This is a genomic window from Mucilaginibacter sp. P19 (assembly GCF_050632265.1).
Classification (GTDB): domain Bacteria; phylum Bacteroidota; class Bacteroidia; order Sphingobacteriales; family Sphingobacteriaceae; genus Mucilaginibacter; species Mucilaginibacter gossypii.
Window position 1 is genome coordinate 2,373,735 of sequence record NZ_CP192586.1, and the last position, 20,677, is coordinate 2,394,411.

The 20,677-nt window shown below is 40.1% G+C and carries 23 protein-coding genes, 1 tRNA gene and 1 pseudogene; 6 read left to right on the forward strand and 19 right to left on the reverse strand.

Translation table 11 applies throughout. The features are described 5' to 3' along the window. Position 1: 1 nt before the first annotated feature. The 10 genes and pseudogenes from ACQ86K_RS11365 to ACQ86K_RS11410 form a co-directional block, all read right to left on the reverse strand. Positions 2–616, reverse strand: coding sequence for an acyltransferase (locus ACQ86K_RS11365; RefSeq protein WP_091167725.1), 615 nt, complete (start codon positions 614–616; stop codon positions 2–4). Positions 617–628: 12 nt separating this feature from the next. Continuing rightward, positions 629–2,128 (reverse strand): O-antigen ligase family protein, encoded by a 1,500-nt coding sequence (locus tag ACQ86K_RS11370; RefSeq protein ID WP_091167722.1) that lies wholly within the window; start codon positions 2,126–2,128, stop codon positions 629–631. Between the two features lie 207 nt (positions 2,129–2,335). Beyond that, the gene (locus tag ACQ86K_RS11375; RefSeq protein ID WP_431200381.1) at positions 2,336–4,261 is read right to left on the reverse strand and encodes an exopolysaccharide transport family protein; all 1,926 of its coding nucleotides are present in this window, start codon (positions 4,259–4,261) and stop codon (positions 2,336–2,338) included. 242 nt (positions 4,262–4,503) lie between these two features. Then, positions 4,504–5,040: pseudogene (locus tag ACQ86K_RS11380) on the reverse strand (TolC family protein); the annotation flags it as partial. Between the two features lie 150 nt (positions 5,041–5,190). After that, positions 5,191–6,279 carry a sugar transferase gene (locus tag ACQ86K_RS11385; protein ID WP_091167718.1) on the reverse strand — a complete coding sequence of 363 codons (1,089 nt, stop codon included), beginning with the start codon at positions 6,277–6,279 and terminating at the stop codon, positions 5,191–5,193. After that, positions 6,260–6,646: a response regulator gene (locus tag ACQ86K_RS11390; RefSeq protein ID WP_090525064.1), complete on the reverse strand. Its 387-nt coding sequence runs from the start codon at positions 6,644–6,646 to the stop codon at positions 6,260–6,262. Before ACQ86K_RS11390 ends, ACQ86K_RS11385 begins: the two co-directional genes overlap by 20 nt. 425 nt (positions 6,647–7,071) lie before the next feature. Then, positions 7,072–7,455, reverse strand: coding sequence for a VOC family protein (locus ACQ86K_RS11395; RefSeq protein WP_091167714.1), 384 nt, complete (start codon positions 7,453–7,455; stop codon positions 7,072–7,074). Between the two features lie 64 nt (positions 7,456–7,519). After that, entirely contained in the window at positions 7,520–7,741 is a 222-nt protein-coding gene (locus ACQ86K_RS11400) for a hypothetical protein (protein WP_223266127.1), read from the reverse strand. 105 nt (positions 7,742–7,846) lie between these two features. Next, complete coding sequence (locus tag ACQ86K_RS11405; protein WP_091167712.1) at positions 7,847–8,281, reverse strand: VOC family protein; 435 nt, start codon at positions 8,279–8,281, stop codon at positions 7,847–7,849. Between the two features lie 166 nt (positions 8,282–8,447). Further along, positions 8,448–9,197 carry an NUDIX hydrolase gene (locus ACQ86K_RS11410; protein ID WP_091167709.1) on the reverse strand — a complete coding sequence of 250 codons (750 nt, stop codon included), beginning with the start codon at positions 9,195–9,197 and terminating at the stop codon, positions 8,448–8,450. Between the two features lie 142 nt (positions 9,198–9,339). Here ACQ86K_RS11410 and ACQ86K_RS11415 point away from each other — a divergent pair, with 142 nt between their 5' ends. The 6 genes from ACQ86K_RS11415 (at position 9,340) to ACQ86K_RS11440 (ending at position 12,421) form a co-directional block, all read left to right on the forward strand. Further along, positions 9,340–9,852, forward strand: coding sequence for a carboxylesterase family protein (locus ACQ86K_RS11415; RefSeq protein ID WP_431200382.1), 513 nt, complete (start codon positions 9,340–9,342; stop codon positions 9,850–9,852). Between the two features lie 59 nt (positions 9,853–9,911). Continuing rightward, positions 9,912–10,970 (forward strand): carboxylesterase family protein, encoded by a 1,059-nt coding sequence (locus ACQ86K_RS11420; protein WP_431200383.1) that lies wholly within the window; start codon positions 9,912–9,914, stop codon positions 10,968–10,970. Between the two features lie 87 nt (positions 10,971–11,057). Next, a complete protein-coding gene (locus ACQ86K_RS11425; protein ID WP_091167705.1) occupies positions 11,058–11,444 on the forward strand; it encodes a hypothetical protein in 387 nt (128 codons plus the stop codon). 108 nt (positions 11,445–11,552) lie between these two features. Next, positions 11,553–11,747, forward strand: coding sequence for a hypothetical protein (locus ACQ86K_RS11430; protein WP_091167703.1), 195 nt, complete (start codon positions 11,553–11,555; stop codon positions 11,745–11,747). A gap of 50 nt (positions 11,748–11,797) precedes the next feature. Beyond that, positions 11,798–12,322, forward strand: coding sequence for a Fe-S protein assembly co-chaperone HscB (hscB, locus tag ACQ86K_RS11435; RefSeq protein ID WP_091167701.1), 525 nt, complete (start codon positions 11,798–11,800; stop codon positions 12,320–12,322). Between the two features lie 19 nt (positions 12,323–12,341). Then, positions 12,342–12,421: transfer RNA gene (locus tag ACQ86K_RS11440), tRNA-Leu, on the forward strand. A gap of 469 nt (positions 12,422–12,890) precedes the next feature. Here ACQ86K_RS11440 and ACQ86K_RS11445 read toward each other — a convergent pair. The 9 genes from ACQ86K_RS11445 to ACQ86K_RS11485 form a co-directional block, all read right to left on the reverse strand. Then, a complete protein-coding gene (locus ACQ86K_RS11445; protein WP_143020751.1) occupies positions 12,891–13,796 on the reverse strand; it encodes a hypothetical protein in 906 nt (301 codons plus the stop codon). 7 nt (positions 13,797–13,803) lie between these two features. Then, complete coding sequence (locus tag ACQ86K_RS11450; protein ID WP_431200384.1) at positions 13,804–14,256, reverse strand: hypothetical protein; 453 nt, start codon at positions 14,254–14,256, stop codon at positions 13,804–13,806. A 262-nt stretch (positions 14,257–14,518) separates the two neighbouring features. Then, complete coding sequence (locus ACQ86K_RS11455; RefSeq protein ID WP_431200385.1) at positions 14,519–15,952, reverse strand: family 16 glycoside hydrolase; 1,434 nt, start codon at positions 15,950–15,952, stop codon at positions 14,519–14,521. Between the two features lie 149 nt (positions 15,953–16,101). After that, entirely contained in the window at positions 16,102–17,412 is a 1,311-nt protein-coding gene (locus ACQ86K_RS11460; protein WP_091167694.1) for an MFS transporter, read from the reverse strand. Positions 17,413–17,469: 57 nt separating this feature from the next. Further along, entirely contained in the window at positions 17,470–18,096 is a 627-nt protein-coding gene (locus ACQ86K_RS11465) for a hypothetical protein (protein WP_431200386.1), read from the reverse strand. Beyond that, complete coding sequence (locus ACQ86K_RS11470) at positions 18,069–18,665, reverse strand: Gfo/Idh/MocA family protein (RefSeq protein WP_431200387.1); 597 nt, start codon at positions 18,663–18,665, stop codon at positions 18,069–18,071. The genes ACQ86K_RS11465 and ACQ86K_RS11470 overlap by 28 nt, the downstream gene beginning before the upstream one ends. Beyond that, complete coding sequence (locus ACQ86K_RS11475; protein ID WP_431200388.1) at positions 18,662–18,823, reverse strand: hypothetical protein; 162 nt, start codon at positions 18,821–18,823, stop codon at positions 18,662–18,664. Before ACQ86K_RS11475 ends, ACQ86K_RS11470 begins: the two co-directional genes overlap by 4 nt. A 35-nt stretch (positions 18,824–18,858) precedes the next feature. Then, positions 18,859–19,689: a glycoside hydrolase family 5 protein gene (locus ACQ86K_RS11480; RefSeq protein ID WP_431200389.1), complete on the reverse strand. Its 831-nt coding sequence runs from the start codon at positions 19,687–19,689 to the stop codon at positions 18,859–18,861. Positions 19,690–19,719: 30 nt separating this feature from the next. Continuing rightward, positions 19,720–20,676 carry a sugar phosphate isomerase/epimerase family protein gene (locus tag ACQ86K_RS11485; protein ID WP_091167685.1) on the reverse strand — a complete coding sequence of 319 codons (957 nt, stop codon included), beginning with the start codon at positions 20,674–20,676 and terminating at the stop codon, positions 19,720–19,722. Position 20,677: the final 1 nt, after the last annotated feature.

A 20,677-nucleotide genomic window follows, 5' to 3' on the forward strand; every position in this document is an offset into this window, starting at 1 on the left:
TTTACGCTTTCTCCCACAATTGTGTTGTAAAATTATATTGTTTTATTACTTTGGCGGGGTTGCCAACTGCTACCGAATAAGGCGGGATATCCCTCGTAACCACACTGCCAGCCCCAATAACCGAATGTTTACCAATGGTTACACCGGCGGTTACCACACAATTAGCACCTATCCAAACATTATCATCAATAGTAATTTGTTGGGTGGTTACTTTTTGATGGCGTGGCGGCATACTTACGTCCTGATAGCCATGATTAAGGCCGGATATTACAACATGCTGCGCTGTCATGCTGAAATTGCCTATTTTAACCGGGCCAATTATTACCGTACTGATGCCAACGCCTGATCCTTCCCCGATAAATACATCGCCAACGCCGTTATTGATCACAGCGAAGTCTTCCACAATACTTTTTGCGCCAAGTGAAAACTTGTTGAACGGAAAAAGGTCCATCCGTGCATTAAACCTTACTACACTGTTTTTACCCCGGTGATGGAAAAAGCGGTTAAGTATCAGCCTAACCCAAAGCCTTGGCCTCGACTGTCCGGGCGGAATAAGCATCCAGTGGACTAATTTTTTTAATTTGGGATTTGATTTTATGGATGATACAAATGACATCTGCTTAATTAATTAGTATTGTCCCTGTACTGTTTTTTTTAATTGCTCCTGCTCCTGGTTGTCAAGGCGCTTGCATACTACAAGGATGGATATGGCCAGGTAGAACAGGATGTTTGATGGGTATTGAACGATAGCCTGCTGCGGAAAGTTACCAATATTGAACGCGAACAAGATTAGCAACATAGCCAGGCAGTAGTTTTTAAGTTCGGGATTTTTGATACTGAAGTAAAAGTTTATTCCCGTTTTAAGCACCACAAAAAACAGCGTACAAAATAGGATGAGCCCAATCCAGCCCATTTCAACAGCTACGCGCACATAACCGCTGTCCGGAGGGAATTTGGCTAACATGGAGTTTGGTGAAAACTTACGGCCCCAAACGCCTACAGAACCTAAGCCGCCGCCAATAGGGTGGGAAAGGATATAAGGCTTGATCCTCTTTTGATTTTCAGCACGAACGTTGTAAGATGCGTCATCGGATGGGTTAAAAGCTGTTTGAAACCGCTTGATCAATGGGTTGGAGGTTGGCATTACTATCAAAATGCCGAGCATACCTCCTGCCACAAGCGTGAAAAATAAAACCCGTTTGTTGAAGTTTAAAACGGCCAGCATAGAAAGCGCTCCCGGTACCAATACATAGGCGGCCCTTGTACCGGAATAAAGCATAACATATAAAAAGAAAGCGGCGATAAAGCCCAGTAATGCTTTGCGTTTGACAGGTAATTTGCCCATAATGAGTACAATGCAGAGCAATGCGCCTATAACCATGTTGTATGAAAATGTTACAGGGTCCGAGAAGATGGCAAATTTACGCATATGCCCGTTGATGAACAACAAACTTACACGGAGCGGATCGGAATACAGGGATCGGCGCTCGAATGGAAAAAAGCCAATGTTTTCTTGTTGAAAAGCAGAGATTCCCGCCAGTATATCCAGCAATATCCAAAGTTTTAAAAGCGTTTTTATGAACTTTACCGTGCGGATCTGGTAAACAAAAACAAAGTACATCAGCATAATGAAACCCACAGTCCGAACGGTATAAATCCAGGCCAGCCGTGACGCGGCCGCAGGGTTTACAAATTCAAACATATTGTAGGCCAGCCACACCAGTATCATGTAGCTTATAGGATTTTTAAAATAGGTCCAGTTTTGTTCAGTGCGCTGTTTTATAAAAAAACCAAAGATAAGCAGATAGGTGGTTACATCCATCAACGTACCGATAGGTACTCCGCTTGGTAAAAATTCAGCAATGTAACTGATGAAAAATGCACCTGTGATAAGCGCGCAAATGCCGAATTCGGGATAAACGGTAATGGCAAATACAATGGGTAAACCCATTGTCATCACAAAAACAGCACCTACGCCTATAAATCCAAGCTTATAGGTTAAAAAACTTATCACAAGTGAGGTAATAACCAAAAAAAACAGGGCAAACGGATGCGAAAACTTTTGAATCAAAAGCGCTTTCCAAAAGTTTTGCTTAATTTCAGTATTACCTGTTGGTTCATTGCGCATGAATTAGTAACTCTTTTTATAAATTTACAGGAACAAGATCTTCACAGCCCACACAAATACACTGATAAATGCAAATACTATAGCCGCTTTGCGTGTTTTTTTGAAGCGGACTTAAATCTTCAAATGGATCCTTTTGGGGTTTGGGAGGGTCAATTCTCATTTTAAGTAACATTAAGTATATGAACCAGGGTTGCGTGCTTCGTTTAATTAAGAGTGTTTTTCTTTTTTCTGATCGTATTCGGTTTTATTGAGTACCCAGCCGGCAAACTTGTTTTCAAGCCCTTTCAAATAGGTTATGTGCTGTTTCTGAATATTATTTATTTTCCTGTTGGCTTCAAATACAGCTATTGTTTTATTTGCAAATAATAACCATTCTTTGGATTTATTAAGCGCGGTAAGCGGGGCAGTATCAATGATTACTATATCGTATTTAGTCCGCAGCTCGTCAAATTTGCTCTTAACAAAGGCTTCGCTGCCAATTTCAAGCAGGGTTACGTCACCTCCGCGGTTGCCTAAAACAGTAGTGTTTGAGCTGCTGAGTTCGGATTTGCCAAATTGGCTGTTTTTAAAATAATCTTCAAGGTATACTTGCGGCTGAGCGGTATTACTTATCGTGGCGTTATTGAAGTTACCGTCAATTAACAGCACTCTTTTATTGATCATGGAGTAAGAGTATGCCAGGCTTATCGCCAGCAGTGTTTTACCTTCGCCAGGCTCGATGCTTGTTATGGCTAAAATTTTTTCACCTTTTAATTCCTGATCAATTTCAAACCGTATAGAGCGCAACAACTCTTTAAAGGTCTTCATTTTTTCACGGTGCTCCACATCCCACAGTTTGCGCAGATCGAGATTTTCACCGCTGATCTTGTTCAGATAGCCTAATAACGGTAGCTGGGTTTTATTAACCAGTTCGGTAGGGCTTTTAATGGTATCATCGATGTAAAATAATACGAACAGCCAAAAGAGACAGGCAAATAAACTGCCCATGCCGCTTAATATAATAAGCAGCATTTTTTTTGAAGGCTGGGCTACATCAGGCTGGGCCATCTCAATCTGGACCAGTTTTATTGAAATGCTTGAACGCAGGTTAGTTTCATTGTATTTGTTCAATACATCCAGGTATTCTTTACCTGCAATATCAATATCAAAATAAAGGGTTTTTACTTTCGCATCAAACGGAACCAGGCGGGAGAATTTAGCATTAAGATTTGTGAGCTCATCATTTATTGATTTAACGCTGTATTTAGCCAGATCGCGAGAAATCTCAAGACCAAGCTTTTGTTTAACCTGATCCTCTTTGCTCACAAGCGGATTGGTAATGTATTTATCAGATGTTAAGTTGATCTGATTTGAGAGCTGTTGCTGTAACGAATCAAGAGATTCTTTATACTTATTATTAAACCCGCTGCGTACATATTGATCTTCCAGTATATGCAATTGGTCCTGAGTGGAAATGATAGCCTGGTTGTATTTGTTGGTTATCGATTCAACATATTTCCTTTCATCGGGTGAGAACTTTTGGACGATAGCATCAATGGCGCCCTGATTGGATATTACATCCTTTTCGGCCTGCAATTTTCTGTCACTGTAAGTCATGATCTGGCTAAAAATCGCTTTGGACTGCTCATCCAGGTTCAATACACCGTTTTGAATTTTATATTGCTGTAATTCGCTGGTTTTTTCACTCAGCGCCTTACGTTTGGTATCTAACAGATTTGATAAAAAGTTTACTGCATTTGATTCATTTTGCTTTACGCTTTGGGTATAATAGTCTATAAACTGTTTGCATAATGTATTTACTACAAACGCCGAAAGCTGAGGGTTTTCTGAATTAAAACTTACAGAAATAAAATCACTGCTTTCTTCACGGTAAATTAGCAGGTCTTTTACTATGTTACGCTCATCGTATTTCATTGACCTGAGCAACCCAATAAGTGAGTTCTCGTTTTTATCATAAACAGATAACGGCTGGAGGGTAGCAAATTTCTTTTTAAAAATCGCTAATACGTTATCCTTTTCATAAGGCCGCAATTCAAGTAATTCCTTACTTTGTTTACGAAAGGGATAGGGATCGCTCAAGTCATGGATCATGAGCGAATAAGAAACCTGGTCAATAAGTTTCTTTAGCTTCATGATCGCCATGAGGTTACTGAATTCGCGATAAACTTGTTGCTCTTGTACGTTCGTCGTCGGATCTTGATCAAGAAGATGGCTGGACGCGTCAACTATGCCGGTGGCTATTTCCGCGTGCGACTGGTAATTATCAGGTAAGTTTTTTACCAGGAAAAAGAAGTGATTACTGCTACAAGCGGTATTATTATCAGTACAGTTCTGTATTTCTTTAGCAGATTGAAAAAATTGCCTATCTCCATCTTTTACTTAACGTCTTCTAATTTAGTACCCAATAATTCTTCAAGATTGGTCTTGGCTGTAAATGTCGATAATTCAGCTTGTACTTTAAAGGCGTTTTGGCTGTATAAGGTGGTAAGCTGTTCATTATAGATCTGAAAAGTTGTTTCGCCTTTTTGAAACGCGTATTTTAATTGCTTAACAGCACTTTCGGCATCAATTACGGCATTTGCCCTCAGCCTTAGTTCGGCCTGTGCTGCCAGATATGAAAAGTAATAGCGTTTTACCTGGGCTTCAAGGCTTAACATATACTCGGCCTGTTGAAATTCTGCCGCTTTGTAGATTTCTTTCGTTTGCCTGATAACTCCCGGCCTCGAAAACAGGTGTCCTAAATTTAGCGAAAGGCTTATTTGATAACCTTTAAATATGGTTGGCTGCGAAATGTTGATAGATGTTTGCGGACTATAAATGTAAGATGCAGTTAAACCATCGAGCCATGAAAACACGGCGGAGTTATAAACGGCTTTGGCTGCATTTACCTGGCTTTGACGGGATTTTACTTCGGGGTAGTTTTTTTAGCAGTTGCTATAAGTTTTTCAAGAAAAGGATAGTTAATGTCACTTACAAATGAAGTTTGCTGCGCATGTGCGCGGGTGGTAAATAAAAGAGCAATTATAAAAATATAAATGGGCTTCAGTTTCAGGGGCATATAGTTATACTTTTTCTTTTTGGAATAATGCGGGTACTGTACCTGCAATAATTTTTAAATCTAACCAAATAGAATATTTCTGGGCATAAAAATTATCTAATTTTTTCCTTTCACGTTCAGACATGTCTTCCTTTCCGCGTTTGCTGATCTGCCATAGGCCCGTTAAACCGGCAGGACCAAGAAAACGCATCGACCATTCGTTAGAGGTAAGCATCTCGGCCTCATATAAAGGCAATGGCCTGTTACCAACTACCGACATATCGCCCCGTAGTATATTGAATAATTGCGGTAATTCATCAAGACTTGAATTGCGTAAGAAATTGCCCAGCTTAGTAATACGCGGATCATTCTTGATTTTCACAAAGGCAACTTTATTTTCGCCCCCTTCGGCGGCATATTGATTGTTTTCGGCAGATAACTTTGCCAGCAGTTGGTCGGCATCGGTACGCATCGATCTGAATTTATAAAAATCAAATACTTTATAGCCAGTACCTACGCGTTTGCTTTTGTAAAATACAGGTCCTTTTGAATCCAGCTTAATTAAAATAGCAACTATTAGCATAACAGGCGATAATACAAACATCATACCGCCCGAAATTACCAGATCGATAAGGCGCTTACCTGCCGGCATTTTATAAGTCGTATCAACTACTTTTGAAAGCTCAAGCAATTTGGGCTTTATCAGTTTAAAGCGCACCAAAAAGTTAAGCCTTTCGCGCAGGTCACTTATGGCAAACGGTTCGCCATAAAAATCATGAACCTTTAATTTAATGGCTTTTTGCCTTAGAGTTTTATCATTTTGTGATGAAAGAAGTACAATAATTAAACCACTAAGAAGAAAGCTTTGTTTAACTTCTTCAACCATTTTAATCCATTTGCCCTCAGTATCAACTTCAACCAAAATAATATCAGGAACGGATAAAATAGATTGCTCGCCTAAATAATCATTCAACTGGTCAATAGAGTTGTTGTAAGCAATTTTAAAGCCTTCATTTAGTCCAGCCGAAATCATTTCCTTAAACTCGGTGCCGGCATAGGCTATCCTGATATTAGAACCTGAACTTTCGTTCCAATCAGATGTTTGGTGATTCATAAACTTGTAAAACTTGATTAATAGCTGTTTTTAATGCAGTTGGGTTAAACGGCTTGTGAATGTAAGCATCAACCTTAAAGGGCATGTTGCTTACCTGGGCATCAAGATCATGGGCGGCCGATAGCAATATAACAGGTATTTCACGATAAAAGCCACTAATCTTTACGTTCTTAATAAAAGACTGGCCGTCAAAATAAGGCATTTGGAGGTCGGATATAATCAATTCGGGCATATTGCCGTCTTCGAGCCAGCTAAAAGCTTCGATGCCATTATTTTTAACTACAATATCATATTCTTTTGACAGAATGAAGTTGAGTAGTTTTAGGATACTCAAGTCATCATCAACTATAAGTAGCGTTCTTTTCATACTTAATTAATGGGGGTTATTTATAAAAGAGAAGCAAATGTTTTATTAATCAGTTTGTTGTATGTTATTATTATTTATTGTAAATGCTGATATGTAAAAAAATATAAATTTAATAAATGTTATTAATGAAAAGAAAATGGTTTATTAGCCGTTTTTAACTAACAGCTAAGTATAAAATAAATAGCCTTACAATTAACGCGTTTTGTTTTTCACTGCAATTGCATGCAAAAAACATTCCTCAAATAAAAAAACAGCCGAAATTAAAGGCTTAGTAGGCTTTTATACGGTTAATATATAAAATGGTTGTGAAAAATTGCGATATTAACGGAAAGTTAATAACCGTCGAGGAATTTATTCCCACGGCGGGTAGCTGTAATTCCCCAAAATGGGATTTAATTTTATACCGGGTATAGGTATTTATAGCGCTACTTTTCTATCACGGATAAAAAATTTCCGGCAGGGTCTTTAAACCAGGCTATTTTTGGACCCCCATTAAGAAAAAGGCCTTTTTTGTTTGTCTTAAAATTCTCCTGGTTATAAATCTCAAACTTAACGCCGCGCGCGCTGAGTTCATCAACTGTTTTTTCCACATCATCAACCGGGAAATTTAAAATGGTGAAGGTAGCCGGGGTATGGTTGGGTTTAGTATATATTAATATGGGGGTGCTCCCTGTAATATTAAGGTTAAGTAAGCCTTGCATTGCGGGTACATCACTTACATCTAACCCGAGTACATCAGCATAAAACGCCCTCGCTTTAGCTGTATCATCTACCGAAAATCCGCTGAATGCTTTGCTGTCTTTTAACATGATAGTTGACTTTATGTTATTGATACTACCTTGCTTTTTAATAATTTGTTTTGTAAAAGTGAGTTTAGCCTTCCAAAACTTCGGCCCGGAAACCTAACTCATTTAAAAAATTGATGAGCGAGTGAGCGCATAATGTGCCGCTATCGCACTGCACCCGCAAAATCCGGTCACAATCATCAAGATCGAAATTGGCTTTATGGTTGCCAAACGTGCTATGAATGGCATTCAAAAGCATATTAGCCTGGCGGCGTTTATTTACATTGGTTTTAAAAACTTCTACTATCATAAGCCTGTTTTGGTGTGTACCTAAAACCTTTGGTTGAACAATAGAAATGTTTGATTTTTTAGGGACGGTGATTGGTTCATCCGACCCTAAAAAATCAATAAATTATTATTTGGTGGCGTTAGGATTGTGTGTGATCATCCAGTTTATGCCAAACCTGTCGGTAAGCCAGCCAAAATAATCGCCCCAAAACTCATCATGCATAGGCGAAACAGCATTACCGCCTTCGGCTAAACCACTATACAGTTTGTCTGCCTCCTCTCTTGATTCGGCACTTATGGTGAGCGAGAAGTTATTACCCATAGTTACGAATGGCATACCTCCTTCACCAATTGCATCCGTACCCATGAGCATGCTGCCATTAGCAAGGGGTAGTGCAATATGCATAAGCTTATCCTGGTGTTTTTCGGGCGTATTGGCTGCCGCAGGTGAGTCTTTAAAACGCATAACCATTGCAAACTCACCGCCAAATACTGACTTGTAGTGATTAAAAGCTTCTTCGGTATTACCGTTAAAGTTTAAATAAGGATTAATAGCTAACATGATGTCATTGTTTTTATAGATTTATAATTGAGTGATTTTGTGAAAGTAAAATTAAGTCTTGTACCCTAACATAGGAGGGGGTATCAAGACATGTTAAGGGGTTAATTGCGACATTGTTTCATCACAAAAACACACAAATAGATCAATAAAGAAGGTGTTGCCGGTTTTAGCTATTATCCGCCGGCAACCTGTTCGAAACAAATTTATACAGGTATGGTGCCTTATGCGCGCCGCCAGTCCATTTTTTTGCCACGCGCTCCAAAATACCCAGCCCCAGCATTTTACGCTGAAAAGCAGCGCGGATCAGCTTTTTGTTAAGAATGGTTTCGTAGAGCGATTGCAGGTCGCCCATGGTAAATTCCTCGGTCATGAGGTTAAAACCTATCAGCTTTTGGTCAAGCTCGTTCTGCAGGGTTTCCAGTGCTTTATTGATAATTTGCTGATGGTCCTGCATCAGCGCAGGCAGTTCATTCAGGCTGTACCAGTCGCAGCTATCAGATATCTCATCGGGTGTTGGGATAGCCCTGGTAAAATCAACCAGCGCATAGTATCCCACCGAAATAAAACGCTTTAATAACCAGTGATCAGCGGGCGGGTTATAGCCACGGGCCTGCATAATGGCCTTAAGCGGTCCGGGATCATACCGGCTGTAATTGCCAAAAACATAAAACTGTTCCAGGTAAATGTTGGTTAAGGCTGTTCGGCTTTGAAGTACCCGCCGCGCCGCTTCGTTCACATCCTCATTATCATGAATAAAGCCGCCGGGAAGCGCATATAGCCCGGTATTTTTATAAGCCAGCAGCAATACCTTTAACTGGTTGTCATGAAAACCAAAAATAACTGTATCTACAGCAAGACCTGGTAGAAAACCCTCGCCCGCGATGTTATTTTCCAGTTGGTGAAACTCTTTATTCATGTATCGTAACAAAACAAAGGCACAAGTAAATAAAAAAATTGATAGCTATCGAAAAATAATTTATTATTGTAACAAATTGATACAATAAGGATCGAATTCAAAAAATCTCCATCAATTAAACCAGACTAACCAAATACCAGTAATGAAGAAACCAATTTTAGTAATGCTGTTGCTTGCACAAGTTGCCTCGGTAAAGGTAATGGCGCAGCTATCGGCAAACAAAACCGCCATTGAGAACGGCGCGCTTGAGGGTACTCGCGAAGCATCAAACGTATTAAGTTTTAAAGGTATTCCGTTTGCACAGCCGCCCGTGGGCGATTTGCGCTGGAAGGAGCCTCAGCCCGCCAAAAACTGGGAGGGTACATTAAAGGCCGATCATTTTGGCCATAACCCCATGCAGAAGCCCATTTTTGGTGATATGGGCTTTCGTTCATCAGGTATGAACGAAGATTGTTTATACCTAAACGTATGGACGCCGGCAAAATCAGCCAAAGAGAAGTTGCCTGTATTGGTTTATTTTTACGGCGGGGGCTTAATGGCCGGTGATGGTTCTGAGTCGCGCTATGATGGCGAAAGCATGGCTAAAAAAGGCATCGTAGCGCTAACCGTAAATTACAGGCTTGGTGTATTTGGTTTTTTTCGCATCCCGAATTAACTAAAGAATCACCTAACCATTCGTCGGGTAACTATGGGTACCTTGATCAGCACCTGGCCTTGCTGTGGGTACAAAAAAATATAGCTGCCTTTGGCGGCGATCCCAAACGTGTTACCATTGCGGGTGAATCGGCAGGGTCTATCTCCGTATCGGTACAAATGGCTTCACCTTTATCAAAAGACCTGATCGCGGGTGCTATCGGCGAGAGTGGCGCGGGTATCAAACCAACACTTTTCCCTATACCATTGGCTGACGCTGAACAAAACGGCCTTAGGTTTGCTGCTAACGAGAAAGCCAATACCCTGGCCGATCTCCGGGCTATACCCGCCGAACAATTGTTGAACGATGCTTTTAAACCTGGTACGCCGCCAATGTCGGCCACTATTGATAATTACTTGCTGCCAAAATCGTTGCCTGAGATCTTTATGGCGGGCCAACAGGCTAAAGTTCCTTTGTTAGTGGGCTGGAACTCGGCCGAAGTACCATTCCAGTTCATGATGCGCGGCGATGCGCCAACGCTTGAAAATTATACCAAAACGCTCAAACAATTATATGGTGACAGGGCAGAGGAAGCATTGAAACTATACCCGGCTGCTAATGACGGGGAAGTGATCAAAGTTGCAACCGACTTGTCGAGCGACCGGTTTATCGTATACAGCACCTGGAAATGGGCCGACTTACAGGTACAAACCGGAGGGAAGCCGGTTTATCGTTACCTGTTTTCACGGGTTCGCCCGGCCATGGTAGCTTCTATGGGGAATGCCACCCCGGGGCTTGCCGGCGGTGTGGTTAAGGGCGATGCCGCAAAACCGGCCCCGAAAATGCCGCCACCTGTGGGTGCTGCCCATGCTTCAGAAATTGAATATGCCATGGGGAACCTGGCCGGGAACAAAACCTATGCCTGGACACCCGATGATTTCAAAGTATCCGAAACCATGGAAAACTACTTTGCCAACTTTATAAAAACTGCCAACCCTAACGGCGCAGGCTTGCCAAAATGGTCGGCAATTAAGGATAACAATCATGTTAAATTTATGAATATTGACGTTAAAAGCGAGGAGATGCCGGAGGTTAACCGGGCGCGCTACCTGTTTTTGGATAAAGATTACATGAAATAAGAAATAAGATTTTTTCAGACAAATGGGCTGGCTCCTGCGAATTTGCGCAGGGGCTTTTTTGTAGATCAATATCATTACATTTATATAATGATATTTAGCCCGGTAAAAAGCGTGTTATCCAAATGGTTGTTAACAGCTATGGTAATGCTTTGCTTTTTTACTTTTTCGGGGCTTACTATCCAAACCACAAATAAGGCAGCTCTTCCCGATACAACTTTGGTTGCCGGTTTTGTAAACAGGGTCTCAAAATCATTATCATATAAAGCTGCTGTTAAAACGGCTAAGCGGAATAATTGTTCAACTTTAATTTCCGGGGATATTAGTCTGCCCGCGTTAAGCTTTTTGCATAGCCTGGAAGCCGATATCAGCATTAAAAAAACTTCTAAATTGTTTATACCCGGCAGGCTCGTTAAACGCGCTCTTTTTAACCAAGCTTTCAAGCCGGATTTAGGCGATGCCGATAGTCCCTTATAGGATAATCCTTCCTTACTGATTATCCGATGTGGTAATCATTTCCATTTTAATTATTTAGGTACAAACCCCAAAGAGGGTAATGCCTGTAATTTATTTTCTGAAATCGAAATGAAAAAACTTAAAAAGTTCACGAGGCTTTGCGGGCTTTTATTGTTTATGATGTTGGCCACTGCCGGGATAGGTTCATTGGGCGTAGCGCCCACTTTAACTAAAGACAGAAAGCTGTTTGTTGATACGCACTCCAAAACAGAATTGGTAGAAAAAGCCGAAACCGACCAATGCATAGCAGATAACTTATTTTAACATGAAGTTGATATCGGCATGGATAACTTGTTAATAGTTATCTTTGCCCTATGAACTATTTTGAATTTTACGGTATCCCTGAATCTTTTAAGGTTGACCAGGCGCTACTTAAGAAAAAGTTTTACGAGCTGAGCAAGCTTTACCATCCCGATTTTTATGCCAATGAGGATGAAACCAGGCAGCAGGAGATCCTGGAGTTATCTACCCTAAATAACAAGGCTTACCACGCGCTTGGCGACCCGGCAAAACGTTTAGAATACATTTTAAAACTGCACGACCTGGTATCTGAAGGGGCAAAACCACAATTGCCTGCAGATTTTTTAATGGAAATGATGGATATCAATGAGCGGCTTATGGAAGTTGATGATGCAACGCACCTGGCTGCCATAACCGCAGAAACACTTGCTATTGAAGGGGATATGAATGAAGAGCTGGAGAAGCTGACCAAAGATTATGAACAGTTGGACGATACTGCGAAGGAAAGCCGCCGGATAGAAATTGCAAATATTTACTATAAACAAAAATATCTGTTGCGAATCAAGGAGAGTTTATCTACATTTGCAGCCCGCTTGTAAGGAAAGACACTTACAACATGCCCAGCTGGCGGAATTGGTAGACGCGCTGGTCTCAAACACCTGTGGGAAACCGTGCCGGTTCGACTCCGGCGCTGGGTACCGAGCCGGAGTTAGTTCTAATTTTAGTTCTAACTCCGGTTTTTTCTTATGTAACCCGCTGTTTATCTGGAACATAAGTTGTGCCGCGAAGTTCACCTCTCCGGTTCGACCTGAATTTTCAAGAATTATCATTTTTTCGGGATAGATCGAACCGATGATAAACCTTTTTTCTTCCACGCTGCCTCCCTTGTACAAATTTACGAGGCATTTTAGTCTAATCAATGCTTCGTCAACGATAGGACTTAAATCATTTTGTGCTAAACTTTTTGCCTTAACTTCTTTTAATTCTGCCTCGAGTCTTACAATTTTTTCTTCACTCTGAGACTTCATGATTTTATAATCTTGTAAGTCAATATCTTCAGATAAAAGCATTGTTCTAAGTTTAGTTAAAGTATTATTCTGATCGGAAATTTCGGTAATCAGTCGTTTGCGCTCAATTTCAAAATTTTGCATATCGCCAATAGTCACATCACGTTTGTAGCTGAATATTTGTATAAACGTTTTCCAAGTACTTATTATTTAACGGGTTGTCAAAGTATAACCTGATGGGAAAGGTATTGGAGATCGTTTTGGATACGGAACTGCTGTTGCTTGCAATGAAGTCCTCATTTCTTGTAACCTCTATATTAAATGTATAAAAACCGTCACCATTATTGACCACATCCTTGGGATCGTTATCCAGCACGATGTTTTTGATGAACCTTGTACTTTTCAAATGCAGGAAACTGTAAGCCGTATCTAATTTGATATTCGAAAATGATCCTTTCGCAACAGGGCCAAACTTGATCTGTACGATAAGCTTTTTGTTAGGAAGAATGGTCGATGAACTAATAGTTACAGGATCGGGAAGGGTTGTTACCTGGCTCCATGCCTTTAATATCTCGTCTTTTGTCAGAATATTAATGAAGTTGGGCTGCTTGAAAAAGTAAACGTGATAGTTTCGGCTAGATGTGCTAAGCTCGTCTGTTTTTGTCCAGTTCGTATTGTCGATCAAACCGTAGCTCAGGAATGGGAAAGTACCGCTTCCGTTGACGGACGCGGTAAAGGTATTGCCTGATGAATTATCCAGGCCCTGTGTTGAATAGAAGCAAATGCCTGTAAAATTGGATATGATCTGGTCACCGGCCTGCGCTTTACCGTTTGCGTATGTGAGCCATAGATCATACAATGATCCGAACTGTGCGCCATTGATGCTTCCGTCGCGGGCGTTCTGATAGATTGTCGCTAATTGGTTTTCAAAAACGCCGGCGGCGACAGTCAATGACATTTTCTGATCTCTGGAAACATTGGTTTCGTCTTGCAGTTTGCCGCTGATGTAACTCTGAAAGCTCGAGCTTATACTGGCAGTCCCCTTGTTGGTGAATAGGTTGTTCATACTGTAGTTAAGCAGATACGTACTTGCCCCTTCCACGGGTGATGGGATACTGATCTGATTGATATTCCAAATTCCCAATTGTGGGTTTTGGGTATTGATGACGCTTAGGTCTCCATTTCTGATCAGGTATCTGCCTATACGGGTAAGGCTTTAGTTCGAGTAACTGAAATTTGGCAGGACATTTTGCCCGTCGACAGAATGTCGGCGGGTTAAAGTGCCCGACCAGATAGTTCATTAATTGTGAATCCTGTTGGATCGCCTTGGTACGCTGACGGTCATTTTTCCAGGGACACGCAGGTCTGCAATCACCGGTACAGCTCTTTTGCTGGTCCTTTAACAGAATTCCCTCTGATTGCAACGATTTGACCAGTTCATTTTGCAATACCGATACCGCCGAAGTTTGGCCTGCAGCTGTTCCGGCCAACAAAAGTAAAGTTAAAAGAGACCTGGTTTTTTTCATAATTGCGAGTTTAAGTCATTAAATATAAATAAATTATGTTGTAAAAAAACTTATATTGACGTTAAGCTTTGGTATTATTAGATTTTGGGTTTCTTTTCAATTAAGAACAGATTTTCTTCTTAGAGGCTGTTTAAAAACGGTTCAACATAATTTTATATATTGTCAGATGCTATTACGGTTAAAGTTAATTATTTACGCTTTGACAAAGTTTATTTTAAACCCGTCTATTAGATGGTCACGATTTTAATTATGCGTCTAATTTTTACAACGACTTTAGTACCGCTAAACTCACAGGGACCTGCTGTTTTACTACATTACTTTCATCTTCTATATAAAAATATTTTATTCCTGATTTTTGTGCTGCCTTTATTATTTCTGCGATGTTTATTTGACCGGAGCCGAGTGCGACATCATTTGCTACCGGTGTCGTACCTGTAAGATTTCCTATAACACCTTTCCTTAAATCTTTAACATGCATTAGCTTAAACCTCTCTCCGTATTTTTTTAATAAGTCAATGGGGTTTTTTCCGGCATGGAATGCCCATAATATATCTAACTCAAAGCTGACAAATTCTGGTCTTGTGTTTGCCATAAAATAGTCGAAATATGTGTTTGCTCCATAGCATTGCATATCAAAACCATGGTTGTGATAGCAAAAAGTTAATCCAAATTTTTCTTTCAGTATTTTACCTGCAATATTGAAATCACGTACCGCTTTTTGGGCAACATCTATTGTCAGGTTTGTTTTTTCATGCGGAATCCACGCCATCCGTACAAATGAAGCTCCTAATATTACCGCATTTTGTCCAACCTCACTTGTTTTGTTAGTCAAATCTTCATAGTTAACGCCAAACGATGTACACCTCATACCTCTTTCGTCTAACATTTTTTTAATAGCGGCAGGACTTTTTCCGAAGAGGTTGGAGAACTCAATATTAGTGAATCCTAAAGCTTTTATCGTATCAAGTGTTGCTTCGAAATTTCTCTGGAAGCTATTACGGTAGGTATAAGATACTATTCCTGGTGTTTCTTTTAATGTTTTTCCCTGTATGGGTGTTTCGTTGTACTTTTTCTCCTTTATTTTTATGTTTTTAAAATAAGTTTTGAAGCCATGATCCTGAAGAAGTATGCGGCCTTTTTTATTGATCCCAAAATCAGGTATATCTTTATACTTGCTTTCTTCAATCAGAGATCTAAACATATCGCTAGTTCGATCGTAACTTAACACTAGCACCCCGTTTAACCAATGCTGCACATTAGTTCCGTTAGATATTATTTCTAAGGTGTTCCATTCGCCAATCGGTTTGACTGGTTTGTTATCAATTGCAGGAATTAAATCATATAATGAGGCAATAGTTCTGTTTCCGTTTTTGCCTAGTTTAGCGTCCGGGTGGGTGGCATCATCCAATAACTGATACTCCAGGCCAATAGCAGATCTCGATGTACCGGGAATTGGCTGTTGCGGCTCAACAAAATATTTTACCCCACTGTTGGCACCCTTAGTTAATTTAAAATCAATTTTCAATTCAAAATTATCATACTCCTTAATCGTTACAATATCACCACCATTTGCGGATTCTGCGCCATTTGTAGCTTCTACTTCTAATAATCCATTTTCAATAACCCAGCCCTTATTGGGAAACTGATCAAGAAATGCTCCTTTCCAGCCCTTAGTTGATTTCCCGTCAAATAGCAATTTCCAGCCGTCTTTTTTTCCTGTTTTGTGATTTGATTGTCTTGTGCGGCTGCATTAACATAAATCATAAAAAAACCACCGATTAGAAATAGGGTTAACTTTATTTTTTTCATTTATTATTGGTTTACGAGGTTTGCTTTTAAATTAAGCTATATCTCTGCTTTAGGCATCTTAGGAGCCAACAAACTAAAAATTATCCAAGCAATAATATAGGCCATTGAACATATGATAAACATGATGTAGTAGCCTACTTCTATTTTCCCGAGGTTACTGTAGTAGGTAAGTAAAAATCCAGCAAGTTTAGAAATTAGTACCCCTCCAACGGCACCAACCGTACCGCCGATGCCCACAACTGATGCAATTGCTTTTTTGGGAAACATATCAGATACAGTTGTAAAAATATTGGCCGACCAAGCCTGATGAGCTGAAGCCGTCAGGCCAATAATTGCCACAGCGTTCCAATAATTGAAAGTGCCTAGCCATTGCGCCGCCAACATAGGTAAGGCACAAAGTGCAAATATGAGTAAAGCTAGTCTACGTGCTTTGTATACCGGCCAGCCGAGCTTGATGAGGTGGCCTGACAACCAGCCTCCTATGATGCTTCCAAACATGGCCATGGTATATACCACTGCAATTGGCAATGCCAGGTTCAGTTTGGTCATTCCATATTGCCTGTTTAGGAAAGAAGGAAGCCAGAACAATATAAACCACCAGACAGGGTCGGTAAAAAACTTTAACGCCGCGAATGCCCAGGTTTGTTTATAAAATAATAAGCTTATCCATTTGGTTTTTTGTGTTTCGGCGATGTTAATATTTTCATCGTTAGTAATATATTGGAATTCATCTTTGGATATTTTTTTGTGTTGTTGAGGGGTTTGGTAAAAAACGAACCAAAAAATTAACCAAATAATTCCAATGGCGCCCGTTAGGATAAACGTCCATTCCCATCCAAATTTAATGGCAATAAATGGCACACAAAGAGGGGCAAATATTGCACCTACATTCGTACCGGAATTAAAAATACCTGTGGCTAATGCCCTTTCTTTCTTGGGGAACCATTCTGCTACCGTTTTTATAGCAGCAGGGAAATTTCCCGCCTCACTAAACCCAAGCGCGGATCGGGTTATTAAAAATCCGAAAGTGGATTTGACAAAAGCGTGTGCGATTGAAGCAATGCTCCAAATAAAAAGAGCTAATGCATAGCCTCGCTTTGTACCTATTTTATCAATAATAAAACCAGAGCCCAACATCCCCAGGGCATAGGTGATTTGAAATGCAATTACTATATTGGCATAGTCTGATTCATTCCATCCGAAAAGTGGTTCTAAGTAGTCGTCTTTTAGCAGGCTGATTACCTGCCGGTCAAGATAATTAATAGTTGTTGCAAAAAACACCAGGCAAAGGATGGTCCATCGGTATTGTTTTACTGACTTCTCGGTGTGATATTCTTCTTTTTTCATTTCAATTTAGCGATCACTGCATGTATGCTGTCAGGTAGTGTTATTTTAAATCATGTTCTACCGCCTTGTTAATGAAATAGGCACCGATTTTCCTTGCAACTCAGCGGATAAATAAGCAGTATAAATAGTCGTAATTACGTCGGCGGCCAATTGGCTATCGCTTTCTATGGGTTCTCCGGATATCACAGTTTGATAAAATGCTTCCATTTCCTGTTGATATCCGTTGAACCAGGCTTCGTCCGGCGAAATGAAAGACCAGCCTTGTTTTGTTCTGGTTTTTTCGACCACATAAATATCGGCGAAGTTTGAATCTGAAGGGTTATAGGTTTGCATGGCATTATTAGGCGCAATATTGCATATCGTACGATGGTTATTTGCATGTACTTCAACATAGTTTTTCACACCACCGTGTAACAACTCACAGGCAGTTATATCGGCAATAGTTCCGTCGTCAAATACCAGGTGAACGATTGCGTAATCTTCTACATCTTCATACATGTCTTTCAAATACCCTTCATTTTTAAAACTGGGCATTCGGGTAATGGCATGCGTCCTGGCTGAAACTTCTTTAGGGCGAATTGGTCTTCCGTTTCTTTTTATACCTTCTATCTTTTTTAAATAAATCGATGCGGCCAACGGATGGCTTCCCTTGCCTATTAAAGAGCCTCCCCCGATAATTTCCACTTCCCGTAAGCTAAAGAATGTGATCCTGAGTGGGATTGTTGTGCTTGTATCCACGGTATTTGTGCACCTGTTTTTTCGATGAGCTCTTTTTCCTTTTGTATAGCAGGCGCATATATCCAATTTTCGGCGTACATAATTTTACCCTTGCTCGCCTGCTCTGCCGATAGCATATTTTCAATGCTGTTTAAGGCCAATGTTAATCCATCATTACGGCTAAAAAGATCTCCATTAAAGTTGTCAGAGCCGTCTCCAAAATATCCGGTAAACGGTTTCTCTACAATTGCATGCTTGCCTTTCTTTAAAACATTTATGACCAACTCTTCATGAGTTGAAGGAGGCGTGCAGATATGTAATACATCACAGATTTCAATTAGTGAGTCCAGTGTAGGAAGGCTTTTAATCCCTCGTGCCGTTGTAAATGCCTTCAGCCTTAAACTGTTTGTGGAAAACGCACCTGCTATTTGCAAATTTGCGCAGTAAACTCGTTTTATAACGTTGTAATGAAAGTCTGCCGCAAATCCGGAACCTACAATTCCAACTTTGACAATTTTATTGCTATGATCAATCATTTCGCAGGTATCAGGGCATTTTTAATTGGTTGTACCCATTCATCATTATCCAGATCATAAAGAATAAAGTCGGAATCAAATTGCCAGTAACTCCAGCTCCAGTTTCTGATTTCTGCTTGTCTCGCTACATAATTGGTCCATTTCGCGCGTGAAGCCATATCGGCTTTTTCATAAGCTCCAAACTCGCCCAGCGTTATTGGACGGTTATTTTTTTAGCCCACTGATTTGCCATGTCAAAATCATCCGTCACCGCTTGTTTTTGTTCGTTGGTTCCAGTCCATGTGATGCCGCTTAAGTCTTTGTTTTTTAAGGACCATGGAGCACCCTGATGAGTGAATTGAATAGGACTATAATAGTGGATAGCAACAATGATATTGCTATCTCTTTCAGGTAAAGTCAAATTATTTAGATATTTGATCTGGTTACCATAAACCGTTCCGACAAGCAACGTTCTGTAGGGATTAGACTTACGTATAATATCGTAGGCTTCACTATAAATTTTATTCCACAGTTCGGGCTTCATGTTCGGCTCGTTAGCAATTTCAAACAGGACATCATGAGGATAATCTTTGTAGTGGTCTGCAATTTGTTTCCACATGGATAAAAACATTGATTTGGTACCCAATGGATCTTTTCCCATTGCATTGTGCTCATGAAAATCAACTATAGTCATTAGATTGTTTCTTAAAGACTCTTTTACAGCCCAATCCAACTTTTTAAAGAAATCGGGGTTAATGGTAAAAGTTGAATCGTGCAGAGAAAATTTAAATGGGCTAATGACTATCCTGACATTATCAAATCCAGCATTTTTTATCTGTTTGAAATGTTTGTCTTTCATTCGGGCTTTAGTGGCATCTTTCCATAAGGGGTCATATCCGATTATATTTACGCCTCGGCCCATTTTTGCATTTTGTGCAAATGCATCGCTATAATTTACGGTTTGCTGGGCATATATAGTCTTGCTTCCAGTGGCAATAAACAGTAATGCCAGCAGCAACTGACTTAGGTTGTTGATTTTTTTCATTTAAAGTATTCGGTCAAAGTTCCAGCGTATTTAATTGTAAACTTGTTTAATTGCAGCTTGCAGTTTGTTTAGCATTTCTGGGACAGATTCAAATGGGTCGTAGGGTCTGCCCCGGACTAATAAGGTTTCGACAGGAAGATAACCGGTGTAGCCGCCAGCTTTGATGATTTTGATAAGTTTTAAGTAATCAGTAGGTACTGTGCCTCCTATACCGAACGGGCTTTCTTTTATCTGCCAGTTAATAGCGAATGGCACGACCTTTGAAATATCTTCATAGGGATCTTCTGTTTTAAAATTGCCTGTATCCACAATTAATCCTACCCATTTAGAATCAACAGCTTTTAACACGTAAAGACATTGATCGGCTGTTTGCAACATATCTCCGTGATTTTGGATGCCAATTTTTACACCATAACGTTGGGCATAGGTAGCGCATTGTTTATAGCAATCTATCATCCATCCGGCAACTTCTCCCCATTTGTTTTCATATCCTTTGGGAATGTCTCCTGAAAACACTCTAACCACAGGAGCGCCCATTTTAGAGGCGGCAACAATCCAATCTTTAGCAAGCTGTAATCCCTCTGCTCGTACTTTAGGGTCAGGTGAGGCAAAGTTATTTCTTATACCGGTGCCTGTAATTTTTATACCCAGTTGTGTAGCTTTTTCCTTAAATCTTTTAAGATATTCGTCTGAAGGAACATTAGGATAGGAAGGGAAGAAATAAGCAGTTGGGTCAAGGCCTTTTATATTTTGTGAGGCGCACCAATCCAATAGGTTGAATATGCTGTAAACCGGTTGTTTATCACGATTATCTTTTGCTGTTAATAAATCGCTGAAGGAGTAGGCGTTAAGCGAAGGAATTAATGGATAGAAATTTTTTCTTTGTGCAATGGCTGATATTGGTGATAAAAAAATAGCCAAAATGATTATTTTCAATGCTTTTTTATGGGTACCCATAATTGTTGACTTAATTTGATTAGTGTTCATG

Excerpts from the sequence above, each read along its gene's own strand:
- ACQ86K_RS11480 (WP_431200389.1), bottom strand. The coding sequence starts at position 19,689 with ATGAAAAAAATCAACAACCTAAGTCAGTTGCTGCTGGCATTACTGTTT.
- ACQ86K_RS11460 (WP_091167694.1), bottom strand. The coding sequence starts at position 17,412 with ATGAAAAAAGAAGAATATCACACCGAGAAGTCAGTAAAACAATACCGA.
- ACQ86K_RS11370 (WP_091167722.1), bottom strand. The coding sequence starts at position 2,128 with ATGCGCAATGAACCAACAGGTAATACTGAAATTAAGCAAAACTTTTGG.
- ACQ86K_RS11430 (WP_091167703.1), top strand. The coding sequence starts at position 11,553 with ATGAAAAAACTTAAAAAGTTCACGAGGCTTTGCGGGCTTTTATTGTTT.
- ACQ86K_RS11450 (WP_431200384.1), bottom strand. The coding sequence starts at position 14,256 with ATGAAAAAAACCAGGTCTCTTTTAACTTTACTTTTGTTGGCCGGAACA.
- ACQ86K_RS11410 (WP_091167709.1), bottom strand. The coding sequence starts at position 9,197 with ATGAATAAAGAGTTTCACCAACTGGAAAATAACATCGCGGGCGAGGGT.
- ACQ86K_RS11485 (WP_091167685.1), bottom strand. The coding sequence starts at position 20,676 with ATGAACACTAATCAAATTAAGTCAACAATTATGGGTACCCATAAAAAA.
- ACQ86K_RS11475 (WP_431200388.1), bottom strand. The coding sequence starts at position 18,823 with ATGGCTTCACGCGCGAAATGGACCAATTATGTAGCGAGACAAGCAGAA.
- ACQ86K_RS11375 (WP_431200381.1), bottom strand. The coding sequence starts at position 4,261 with ATGAAGCTAAAGAAACTTATTGACCAGGTTTCTTATTCGCTCATGATC.
- ACQ86K_RS11365 (WP_091167725.1), bottom strand. The coding sequence starts at position 616 with ATGTCATTTGTATCATCCATAAAATCAAATCCCAAATTAAAAAAATTA.
- ACQ86K_RS11415 (WP_431200382.1), top strand. The coding sequence starts at position 9,340 with ATGAAGAAACCAATTTTAGTAATGCTGTTGCTTGCACAAGTTGCCTCG.
- ACQ86K_RS11385 (WP_091167718.1), bottom strand. The coding sequence starts at position 6,279 with ATGAATCACCAAACATCTGATTGGAACGAAAGTTCAGGTTCTAATATC.
- ACQ86K_RS11400 (WP_223266127.1), bottom strand. The coding sequence starts at position 7,741 with ATGATAGTAGAAGTTTTTAAAACCAATGTAAATAAACGCCGCCAGGCT.
- ACQ86K_RS11470 (WP_431200387.1), bottom strand. The coding sequence starts at position 18,665 with ATGATTGATCATAGCAATAAAATTGTCAAAGTTGGAATTGTAGGTTCC.
- hscB (WP_091167701.1), top strand. The coding sequence starts at position 11,798 with ATGAACTATTTTGAATTTTACGGTATCCCTGAATCTTTTAAGGTTGAC.
- ACQ86K_RS11390 (WP_090525064.1), bottom strand. The coding sequence starts at position 6,646 with ATGAAAAGAACGCTACTTATAGTTGATGATGACTTGAGTATCCTAAAA.
- ACQ86K_RS11405 (WP_091167712.1), bottom strand. The coding sequence starts at position 8,281 with ATGTTAGCTATTAATCCTTATTTAAACTTTAACGGTAATACCGAAGAA.
- ACQ86K_RS11395 (WP_091167714.1), bottom strand. The coding sequence starts at position 7,455 with ATGTTAAAAGACAGCAAAGCATTCAGCGGATTTTCGGTAGATGATACA.
- ACQ86K_RS11425 (WP_091167705.1), top strand. The coding sequence starts at position 11,058 with ATGATATTTAGCCCGGTAAAAAGCGTGTTATCCAAATGGTTGTTAACA.
- ACQ86K_RS11445 (WP_143020751.1), bottom strand. The coding sequence starts at position 13,796 with ATGAACAACCTATTCACCAACAAGGGGACTGCCAGTATAAGCTCGAGC.